The organism is Glaciimonas sp. GNP009 (assembly GCF_054343755.1).
Window position 1 is genome coordinate 3023584 of sequence record NZ_JBTGUV010000004.1, and the last position, 10371, is coordinate 3033954.

At 50.3% G+C, this 10371-nt stretch carries 7 protein-coding genes; 6 read left to right on the forward strand and 1 reads right to left on the reverse strand.

What is annotated here, in order from left to right:
• Positions 1-232: 232 nt before the first annotated feature.
• Positions 233-907 (reverse strand): OmpA family protein, encoded by a 675-nt coding sequence (locus tag ACXX82_RS14230; protein WP_458563125.1) that lies wholly within the window; start codon positions 905-907, stop codon positions 233-235.
• A 470-nt stretch (positions 908-1377) separates the two neighbouring features.
• Here ACXX82_RS14230 and gyrA point away from each other — a divergent pair, with 470 nt between their 5' ends.
• The 6 genes from gyrA (at position 1378) to aroA (ending at position 10366) form a co-directional block, all read left to right on the forward strand.
• Entirely contained in the window at positions 1378-4113 is a 2736-nt protein-coding gene (gyrA, locus tag ACXX82_RS14235) for a DNA gyrase subunit A (RefSeq protein WP_458563126.1), read from the forward strand.
• A gap of 188 nt (positions 4114-4301) precedes the next feature.
• Entirely contained in the window at positions 4302-5423 is a 1122-nt protein-coding gene (gene serC / locus ACXX82_RS14240; protein WP_323505774.1) for a 3-phosphoserine/phosphohydroxythreonine transaminase, read from the forward strand.
• Positions 5424-5731: 308 nt separating this feature from the next.
• A complete protein-coding gene (gene pheA, locus ACXX82_RS14245) occupies positions 5732-6805 on the forward strand; it encodes a prephenate dehydratase (RefSeq protein WP_323505773.1) in 1074 nt (357 codons plus the stop codon).
• A 146-nt stretch (positions 6806-6951) separates the two neighbouring features.
• Positions 6952-8058, forward strand: a complete 1107-nt coding sequence (hisC, locus tag ACXX82_RS14250; protein ID WP_458563127.1) for a histidinol-phosphate transaminase — start codon at positions 6952-6954, stop codon at positions 8056-8058.
• Positions 8059-8114: 56 nt separating this feature from the next.
• Entirely contained in the window at positions 8115-9014 is a 900-nt protein-coding gene (locus ACXX82_RS14255; protein ID WP_322235835.1) for a prephenate dehydrogenase, read from the forward strand.
• Positions 9014-10366: a 3-phosphoshikimate 1-carboxyvinyltransferase gene (gene aroA / locus ACXX82_RS14260; protein ID WP_458563128.1), complete on the forward strand. Its 1353-nt coding sequence runs from the start codon at positions 9014-9016 to the stop codon at positions 10364-10366. Before ACXX82_RS14255 ends, aroA begins: the two co-directional genes overlap by 1 nt.
• Positions 10367-10371: the final 5 nt, after the last annotated feature.

Here is a 10371-nt window from a genome sequence, read left to right on the forward strand (position 1 = left end):
TGGATAATACCACGTGGTTCGAGCTGTTACATGTGAAATTGGCTACATGCAATGGCACTAGGCATCATTCTGCCACAGGCTTCTATTGGTAGCTAAGTATGGCAAAAGCTAGCACCACGTTTTTCTCGCTTCGTTGTTTTCGCACAACATGCTAATTTGAAAACATCTCTGCGGACATCATCATATATTGGTTTTCAGAACTATACGAATTATTTATGACTGGAAGCTTGTTTTATTGCACTTTAATGACTACTCGTCGATTGGGTGCCAGGCATTTCAGCAGATTGCTGCGACTTGATTTTTTACTGCAAATCGTCACTGCTTGAGATTTTCCTGCACCTATGATGGTTATTCTGGTAACAATTCCTTTGTTCTTTAGATAATTAGCTACGCTTTTTGCCCGTTGTTCAGATAATTGTTTGTTGTAGTTGTCTGTGCCCAGTCGGTCAGTATGTCCTGTTATTGTTATAGCATTTATTATCCCGCAGTGACGTAATTGCGGCAGAACATCTTTGTCAATTTGCTCGCCAGCAGCAGGCTTGAGCGTACTTTTTCCGAAAGTAAATGTTTGGTCACCGTTGAGAATTGTAGAAAATTTGCACTGATTAGGGGCAATTGGCGGCTCTGTTGGTTCGGCTGTTGTTAGCTTGATCAGTTCAGGTGCCGTTGCTTTCATAATGGGCGGTGCGAGTTGTCCATCACAGCCGGTCATGGCGGCTTGATCGTCCCAATATCCAGAGCGCCAGCAAAGGCCAAATTGGCTACGTGCGATGGGACCGCGGTTGTCCTGAAGATAAGCGTTACCTGAAGGAGGCACTTGAATGTCGGCGCTCTGGGCAAACGCAATGGTTGGCGCAAAATGAGAGGTGGCACCTATTAATAGACTAAGCGCGAATACTTGACGCATAAATATGTTCCTGAGCGAAATGGCGGTTGTGACATTGTTTCGGACTTTGGTAACGGTGTTCTGCGCTCAATGGAACGAAATGAGACTTGGCGCAAACGCCGACCTAAAGGTAGCTACTAAAAAGTGAAAAGATGGTGGTGCTGAGGGTGATGCCAAAAATAAGCGGGCATGATGATTAATTTGATGGGCGTGATGATTTTGATGGGTTGCATTTAAGCATATTTATTGTGGGCAATACATCCATTTAGCGTGTTATGTCTAACTGCTGACTTTGGGAAAAGCCGAACAGCGAGCGTCACGTGCTAAAATCACGCGTCTTAATGTGAACCTTTGGCTGCATTCCCGGCTGAACTTGATGATTCTTAGTGAATCCATCAAAGTCACCCGATAGTTATTAAAAAGGAATGCCAGACCATGGTCAGCTTTTATCCGTGATCTATCAACCTAAGTAAAGACTCGCCGACTCGCTAATGGATCAATTCGCTAAAGAAACAATACCGATTTCCCTCGAAGACGAAATGCGCAAGAGCTATCTCGATTACGCTATGAGCGTCATCGTTGGGCGTGCGCTGCCCGATGTACGCGACGGCCTCAAGCCGGTGCATCGTCGGGTTTTGTTTGCCATGCATGAAATGAATAATGTCTGGAACCGTCCCTACGTGAAATGCGCGCGTGTGGTCGGTGAAGTCATGGGTAAATATCACCCGCATGGCGATCAATCGATTTACGACACCCTGGTGCGTATGGCCCAGAGCTTTTCCCTGCGCTATATGCTGGTTGATGGGCAAGGTAACTTCGGTTCCATCGACGGTGATGGCGCTGCTGCGATGCGTTACACCGAGTGCCGACTAGACAAAATAGCCAGCGAAATTTTGGCAGATATCGATAAAGATACTGTTGATTTCGTCCCTAACTATGATGGCAAGGAAAAAGAACCATCGGTATTACCGACGCGGATTCCCAACCTGTTGATCAATGGTTCGTCTGGTATTGCCGTAGGTATGGCGACCAATATTCCGCCGCACAACATTACCGAAGTCATCAACGGTGCGCTGCATGTATTGCGCAATCCCGGTGTGACCATTGATGAACTGATCGAAATTATTCCAGCACCGGACTTTCCGACCGCCGGAATTATTTACGGCGTTACTGGCGTGCGCGATGGTTATCGCACAGGCCGTGGCCGCGTGGTAATGCGTGCCAAGACGCACTTTGAAGAATACGGTCGCGAAGGCAGGACTGCGATCATCGTCGACGAGCTGCCGTATCAGGTTAACAAGAAGGCGTTGCTGGAACGCATCGCTGAATTGGTCCGCGACAAAAAGCTCGAAGGTATTTCTGACCTGCGTGATGAGTCCGACAAGTCAGGTATGCGCGTCGTGATCGAACTCAAGCGCGGTGAAGTCGCTGAAGTCGTACTTAATAACCTGTACAAGCAAACGCAGTTGCAAGACACGTTTGGCATGAATATGGTGGCGTTGGTCGACGGTCAGCCTAAGCTGCTTAACCTGAAGCAAATGCTGGAATGCTTTTTATCGCATCGTCGCGAAGTGGTCACGCGCCGTACCGTTTTTGAGCTGCGTAAGGCGCGTGAGCGTGGTCATGTACTGGAAGGTTTGGCAGTCGCATTAGCCAACATCGACGATTTCATCGCTATTATTAAGGCAGCGCCAACGCCACCAGTGGCGAAAGCTGGCTTGATGGAGCGCTCATGGGATTCATCGGTAGTGCGCGATATGTTGCAACGGACTGGCGCAGAAAATACGGCTGGTATTAACGCATTCCGTCCAGAAAACTTGCCAGTGCATTACGGTATTCAAACTGATGGTTTGTATAAACTGTCGGACGATCAGGCGCAAGAAATTCTGCAAATGCGCTTGCAACGTCTGACTGGCCTGGAGCAAGACAAGATCGTCAACGAGTACAAAGATGTGATGATTACTATCGCTGACTTACTCGATATTTTGGCGAATCCAGAGCGCGTAACCGTCATCATTACTGACGAAATGAACGCTGCCAAAAATGAATACGGCATTGGCAACAAAGACGAGCGTCGTTCGCAGATTGAGTTGAATCCAACTGATCTTGGCACTGAAGATCTGATCACGCCGCAAGATATGGTGGTGACGTTGTCGCACACCGGTTACATGAAATCACAACCGGTTTCTGAGTATCGCGCGCAAAAGCGTGGCGGCCGCGGCAAGCAGGCAATGGCAACCAAAGAGGATGACTGGATTGATCAGTTGTTCGTCGGCAATACGCACGATTACATCTTATGCTTTAGTAACCGTGGTCGTTTGTATTGGCTGAAAATTTGGGAAGTGCCACAAGGTTCGCGCAATTCACGCGGCAAGCCGATTGTAAATATGTTCCCGTTGCAAGATGGTGAAAAAATCACTGTTGTATTGCCGTTGTCGGGCGATAACCGGACTTTCCCGGAAGATCGTTACATTTTTATGTCGACTAGCCTTGGCACAGTCAAAAAGACGCCGCTATCCGACTTTAGCAATCCGCGTAAAGCAGGAATTATTGCGGTGGATCTGGACGAGGGCGATTTCTTGATTGGCGCAGCGCTGACTGACGGTCAACACGATGTCATGTTGTTCTCGGACTCCGGCAAAGCAGTGCGTTTTGACGAAAATGATGTGCGCCCGATGGGTCGTACCGCCCGTGGTGTGCGCGGTATGAATCTGGAAGATGGACAACAAGTTATCGCCTTGCTGGTTGCTGAAAACGAACAACAATCGGTCTTGACCGCGACGGAAAACGGTTACGGCAAACGTACTCCGATTACTGAGTACACGCGTCATGGTCGTGGAACCAAGGGAATGATCGCGATTCAGACTAGCGAGCGCAACGGCAAAGTTGTTGCCGCCACGCTGGTTGAGCCTAGCGATGAAATTATCCTGATCACAACCGGTGGCGTACTAATCCGCACGCGGGTTGCTGAGATTCGTGAAATGGGACGCGCGACGCAAGGCGTTACCCTGATCGCGGTCGAAGACGGCACTAAGCTGAGCGGTTTGCAGCGGGTAATGGAAAGTGACGTTGAAGAGAGTATTACGGAGGAAGGCGCAATAGCTGACGGTTCGCCGGAAGCGCAATCACCTTCTGCTGCTGACGGAGAGGGTGATAATGTGGCTGACGATAACGTTTCTGGCGTTCCTGGTGACAGCGATGAAAGCGGTCCCGCCGACGTCGAGTAATTTCCCATAGGAAATCCGGTCAATCAGGAGAAAGTTTCTCTTACTTGACCGGATTGTTGTTTGGGAGAGTTGGATCATCACGGTGGTGTGCGTGGTGACGATACCTCTTCGGTTGCTTGTATTTCTTCTGCAGTTTATTAAATTTTTCAAAATCTCGCTGTCCCCAGCTTCCCTTGCCGAGTGTCAACATGCCTATTTATAATTTTTCTGCTGGTCCTGCTGTATTGCCTAAAGAAGTGCTACAACAAGCTGCTGCAGAAATGTTGGATTGGCACGGTAGCGGCATGTCGGTCATGGAAATGAGTCATCGCGGCAGCGAATTTATGTCGATACTGAACGCCGCGCAACGCGATTTTCGCGAACTGCTGGCCGTTCCTGATAACTATAAAATCTTGTTTCTCCAAGGTGGTGCCATCGCCGAAAATGCGATCATCCCAATGAATCTGGCTGCACGTCTGAGCGCGGATAACTTACTCCCCGGAACTGCTGATTACATCAATACCGGATCTTGGTCGACTAAGTCGATCAAGGAGGCCAAGCGTTATTGCGAGGTCAATGTGGCGGCGTCATCAGAGTCGCAACAATTTGCACAGATTCCGCCGCGCGCGAGCTGGAAATTGTCGCAAGACGCTGCCTATGTACATATTTGCACCAACGAAACTATTGATGGTGTCGAATATCAATTTACCCCTGATGTCAGGTTAGAAACCAACGGTGCGCCATTGGTGGCGGATATGTCGTCACATATTTTGTCGCGTGTGGTGGATGTCTCAAAATACGGTGTGATCTATGGTGGCGCGCAAAAAAATATCGGTCCAGCCGGTTTAACCATCGTGATAGTACGTGAAGATTTGCTCGGTCACGCAATGCCGGGTTGTCCCTCCGCTTTCGACTGGAAAATCGTTGCCGACAATGATTCCATGTACAACACGCCACCGACTTACGCGATTTATATCGCTGGTCTGGTATTTCAGTGGCTCAAGCAGCAAGGTGGCGTGGCAGCAATGGAGCAGCGTAATATCGCTAAAGCTGGTTTGTTGTACGACTATCTGGATTCAACCAGTTTTTACCAAACCAAGATTGCGCCAGATTGCCGGTCGCGTATGAACGTTCCATTCTTTTTACAGGACGAGTCTCGTAACGACGAGTTCCTGATCGGCGCAAAAGAACGGGGTTTGGTGCAGCTCAAAGGACACAAATCGGTCGGTGGAATGCGCGCCTCGATTTACAATGCGATGCCAATCGCGGGCGTAGAAGCGTTGGTCGCTTATTTGAAAGAGTTCGAAAAACGGGCTGAGCCGACCAAATAACGACTAAAGTGAAAGAGCATGACAATTGGGTTGGTTAAACGGTAAGCTTAGTGTTGGCCCAAAGCAGCGGACGAGGCAAATAGCACCTCAATCTCTCGGTCGCCATGAACCTAAGCCACATGCTCCAATTCTGGCAATCAAAACTTTGACAGCATTTTAGTCGTTTTAATAAAGTGTCAGAAATGACATTAGGAACTTCAGAGCAAAAACGAAGCAAAAACAGAGTAGCAATGCGGTAATAGCACAGCAAAGCAGGCAAGAAACCGATTCCGCAATAAAGACGCAAGAAAGCGACGCGACCGACCACCATGATCCAGCAAAAACTTCTACCGCTACGCCAGAAAATTGACGACATTGACGCGCAAATTCTGGTGCTGTTAAACAGTCGTGCCCAGTTGGCGCAAGAAGTAGGGCATGTAAAAGCTGAAACCAACGCCCCCGTGTTTCGACCGGAGCGTGAGGCACAGGTATTGCGCAGTGTCGCGGACCGCAATCAGGGCCCTTTGCAATCGGGCGATGTGCAAACGATTTTTCGGGAAATAATGTCGGCATGCCGAGCGCTGGAAAAGCGCGTCACGGTCGCCTATCTTGGACCAGCTGGCACGTTTAGCGAGCAAGCTGTATATCAGCAGTTCGGGCATGCGGTTGACGGCTTGGCCTGTGCGTCGATTGACGAAGTGTTCCGTGCTGCGGAAGCAGGAACAGCGGATTTTGGCGTAGTACCGATTGAAAATTCATCCGAAGGCGTTATCAACCGGACGCTCGACTTGCTTTTGCAAACGACATTGCGGATTAGCGGCGAAGTGGCTATTCCGGTGCATCACAGCTTGATGACCAAAGACGGAACCACAGATCACGTCACGCGGATTTGCGCACATTCGCAGGCGCTGGCGCAGTGCAACGCATGGCTCAATCAGCATTATCCGAATATTGAGCGGCTCGCGGTGGCGTCGAATGCTGAAGCGGCCCGCATGGCGAGTGAAGATCCGACGGTGGCCGGAATTGCTGGTGAGATTGCTGCGCAGACTTATGGTTTGCAAATTGTCAGCGCGCATATTCAGGATGATCCGCACAACCGTACACGTTTTGCAGTGGTTGGCCGACTACACACAACCCCGAGTGGCAAGGATCAAACTTCGTTGGTGTTGTCGGTACCAAACAAAGCCGGTGCGGTGTACAGCCTGTTGTCGCCACTTGCAAGTCATGGAGTATCGATGAGTCGTTTTGAGTCGCGACCAGCGCGCATGGGTGCATGGGAATATTATTTTTATGTTGATGTCGAGGGCCACGAGCAGGACGAAAAAGTGGCCAAGGCACTGACCGAACTTAAGCAAAATGCGGCTTTTTTCAAGTTGCTCGGATCATATCCGCTGAGTCTTTAGCGTTTGATTTTATTACTGACTTTGTGCCTGACTTCGCTGCTCGTATTGAATGATCAGTGGCGAAGGCTAAAGGCTGAGACTGTCATTGCTTGCGCCACGCAATACAATGATTGAAAATTTACTACTATTTTTATAGAAAGTGCACGATGTCGATTCAATTGGGGCCAGATTACGTTCGTGCCATCGCGCCTTACCAAGGTGGCAAACCAATAGCTGAAGTTGCGCGCGAGTTCGGGCTTGATGAAGCGAAGATCATTAAGCTAGCTTCTAATGAAAATCCGCTGGGCATGCCGGAATCTGCCAAATTGGCCATGCAAGCAGCGGTCGCTGATATTGGCCGCTATCCGGATGCTAACGGGTTTGAATTGAAGGCCGCTATTACGGCCAAATATGATGTACCAGCAGAGTGGATTACGCTGGGTAATGGCAGTAACGATATTCTTGAACTTGCTACCCATGCGTTTGTGCAGCCGGGTCAAGCCGCAATGTATGCCGAGTATTCCTTTCTCGTGTACGCGCTGGCGACTCAGGCGGTCGGCGCGCGTGCGATTGTGGTGGCTGCTAAAGATTTCGGTCACGATCTGCTGGCGATGGCGGCGGCGATTACGGATGGCACGCGTTTGATTTTCATCGCGAATCCGAACAATCCAACCGGGACCTTTATTCCTGCCGTGGAACTTGAGGCTTTCTTGCAGCAAGTACCTGCCCATATCGTGGTCGTTCTGGATGAGGCGTATAACGAATACTTACCGCCGGAATTGCAATACGAATCAATTGCCTGGGTGCGTCAATACCCGAATTTATTAGTCTCACGCACGATGTCGAAAGCGTATGGACTTGCGGGGTTGCGTATCGGTTTTGGCATTGCACAACCTGCGATCACCGATTTGCTGAATCGTATTCGTCAGCCGTTCAATGTCAATTCGCTGGCACAGGCGGCAGCCGTTGCAGCGCTGAACGATAAACCATTCTTGCAACGCAGCGCAGAAATTAATGCCGCTGGGTACGCGCAGTTGACAGCCGCGTTTGACGATCTGAAACTGAGTTACGTGCCATCGTTCGGTAATTTCGTGATGGTTAAAGTGGGTGACGATGTTGACGCCGGTTCACGTGTCAATCTGGCTTTGTTGAAGCAGGGCATCATCGTTCGGCCGGTGGGAAATTATGGCTTGCCGCAATGGTTACGGATCACAATAGGATTGCCGCATGAAAATGCTGCTTTTATCGCAGCGCTAAAGTCCTTGTTAGCTTGATGTAATCGGGACGGTTGTCACTTTATCTTTTTTCCATTCCTGTCGAAGCCTTCATCGTGTTTAAGAAAATTGCTATTTTTGGGGCCGGCCTGATTGGCGGCTCATTTGGATTGGCGCTCAAGCAAGCGGGCATGGTCCAGCAAATTGTGGGTGCGGGACGGAGTCTCGCCTCATTGCAACGTGCGCTAGAGCTCGGCATTATTGACGCCATCGCAACGTCGGTGGCGGATGCCGTTGCGGACGCCGATCTGGTATTGATTGCGGCACCTGTCGCTCAAACCGGAGCGATCCTTGCCAGTATTCAGCCTCACTTGCAAATCGGCACTATCGTCACCGATGCGGGTAGTACCAAAGGCGATGTCGAAGCATCGGCACGCTTGGCTCTGGGTGTAAAAATCGGGCAGTTTGTGCCCGGTCATCCTATCGCAGGACGAGAGAGTAACGGTCCGGGCGCTGCCATTGCAAGTTTGTACGTGGGTAAAAAAGTCGTGCTGACGCCGTTGCCGGAAAATAGCGAAGCAGATATCCAGCGCGTTGCTAATGCGTGGAAGCAATGCGGTGCCCATATTCACCGTCTTTCCAGCGCTCAGCACGATGTGGTATTTGCGTCGGTGAGTCATTTGCCGCATGTGTTGGCGTATGCGCTGGTCGATGATATTGCCAGTAAGCCGCACGCTGATGTGTTGTTTCAATATGCGGCCAGCGGCTTCCGGGACTTTACACGTATCGCCGGATCATCGCCGGAAATGTGGCGGGATATCTCACTGGCAAATCAGGACGCATTGTTACAAGAGCTTGATGCTTATCAGATAAAGTTGTCGGAAGTACGTGCTTTGCTGGCATCTCGCGACGGTGCGGGTCTTGAGGCTATTTATCAGAATGCGCAACAAGCGCGCCAACGTTGGATCAGCGCCATCGAAGCGGCGGAAAAACAGAACAAGGAAGGTGGAGATTAATGCAGAACCAGCAGACAAAACAGACCAAAAAGCACTATGCGAAATATATCGACTTACATCCGGTCGTGAAATGTCAGGGCACGGTGAAATTACCCGGCTCTAAAAGTATTTCCAATCGCACGCTATTGTTGGCCGCGCTGGCACATGGCACGACAGAAATTCACGATCTGCTGGCCTCTGATGACACGCTTGTCATGCTGATGGCGTTGAAGCAATTGGGAGTCGACTGGGAGCAAGCGGAGGGGGCGCAAAACTACACCATTCACGGCTGTGCCGGACGTTTTCCGATCCATCATGCAGACTTGTTCATGGGCAACGCGGGTACCGCGATTCGGCCATTGACGGCCGCTTTGGCAGCGATGGGTGGCGACTATACGTTGCACGGCGTATCGAGAATGCATGAGCGACCAATCGGCGATCTGGTCGATGCGTTAAATGCTATCGGTACCCGGATCGATTACACAGGCGTTCCGGGTTATCCGCCATTGCACATCCATCGCGCTCAGTTACATGCGCAACGGATGTCGGTGCGCGGCAATGTGTCGAGCCAGTTTTTGACCGCTTTGCTGATGGCCGCGCCGTTAATGGCGCAAGATGAGGCGGTAACGATTGATGTCGCGGGTGAATTGATTTCTAAACCATACATTGAGATCACATTAAATCTGATGCAACGGTTTGGCATTTCAGTTGAACGTGATGGCTGGCAGTCGTTTTCCATTGCAGCCGGTCAACAATATCAAAGTCCCGCCACGATTCATGTGGAAGGCGACGCTTCATCGGCATCCTATTTTCTGGCCGCAGGCGCTATTACGGGTGGTCCATTAAGAGTCGAAGGCGTCGGCAAGAATAGTATTCAGGGCGATGTCCGTTTTGTTGAAGCCTTGCAACAAATGGGTGCCAATATCACAATGGGCGATAACTGGATCGAAGTGTCGTCCAATGGTGTCTTGAAGGCTATCGATGCGGATTTTAATCACATTCCGGATGCGGCCATGACGATTGCGATCGCTGCCCTATATGCTGACGGCCCGAGTACTTTACGCAATATTGCCAGTTGGCGTGTCAAGGAAACTGATCGCTTGAGTGCCATGGCAACGGAATTGCGCAAGTTGGGTGCGACCGTCGAAGAGGGCGAAGATTATCTGCGGGTTACGCCGCCGACGGCAATGCAACCGGCCACGATCGATACATATGATGATCATCGTATGGCGATGTGTTTTTCGCTCGCCTCTCTTGATGGTGCGGCGCTGCGTGGTACAACGGTACGGATTAACGATCCAAAATGTGTGGCAAAAACATTCCCGGATTATTTTGATGTTTTTGCTAAGCTCGCTGAGCAAACGTTACTGTAAGGCGA

Excerpts from the sequence above, each read along its gene's own strand:
- ACXX82_RS14230 (WP_458563125.1), bottom strand. The coding sequence starts at position 907 with ATGCGTCAAGTATTCGCGCTTAGTCTATTAATAGGTGCCACCTCTCAT.
- gyrA (WP_458563126.1), top strand. The coding sequence starts at position 1,378 with ATGGATCAATTCGCTAAAGAAACAATACCGATTTCCCTCGAAGACGAA.
- serC (WP_323505774.1), top strand. The coding sequence starts at position 4,302 with ATGCCTATTTATAATTTTTCTGCTGGTCCTGCTGTATTGCCTAAAGAA.
- pheA (WP_323505773.1), top strand. The coding sequence starts at position 5,732 with ATGATCCAGCAAAAACTTCTACCGCTACGCCAGAAAATTGACGACATT.
- hisC (WP_458563127.1), top strand. The coding sequence starts at position 6,952 with ATGTCGATTCAATTGGGGCCAGATTACGTTCGTGCCATCGCGCCTTAC.
- aroA (WP_458563128.1), top strand. The coding sequence starts at position 9,014 with ATGCAGAACCAGCAGACAAAACAGACCAAAAAGCACTATGCGAAATAT.